The organism is Paenibacillus xylanexedens (genome assembly GCF_007680605.1).
Classification (GTDB): Bacteria; Bacillota; Bacilli; order Paenibacillales; family Paenibacillaceae; genus Paenibacillus; species Paenibacillus xylanexedens_B.
Genome location: NZ_VEIO01000109.1, coordinates 1 through 214, shown reverse-complemented (window position 1 = coordinate 214; position 214 = coordinate 1). Strand labels below are relative to the sequence as shown.

The following is a 214-nucleotide window of genomic DNA, read 5'->3' as shown; positions in this document are numbered from 1 at the left end:
TCTCGTTCGTCTTTCCGCGCCAGAACCACCGCTTCCTTCACGTCCCCGTGCTGGAGTAGACGATGTACAATTTCCCCTGTCTCAATCCGGTACCCCCGGATCTTCACCTGCTCATCGATCCGACCTAGGTACTCCAGGTTCCCGTCCGGTAGCCACCGTGCCAGGTCCCCGGTGCGGTACATCCGCCCGCCCGGTTCAAACGGGTTGTCTACAA

General features: G+C 60.3%; 1 protein-coding gene. It reads right to left on the bottom strand.

Annotation, left to right across the window (positions count from 1 at the left end):
* On the bottom strand, positions 1–214 hold a 214-nt coding region (locus tag FS818_RS28590; protein WP_145336798.1), incomplete at both ends, for an AMP-binding protein.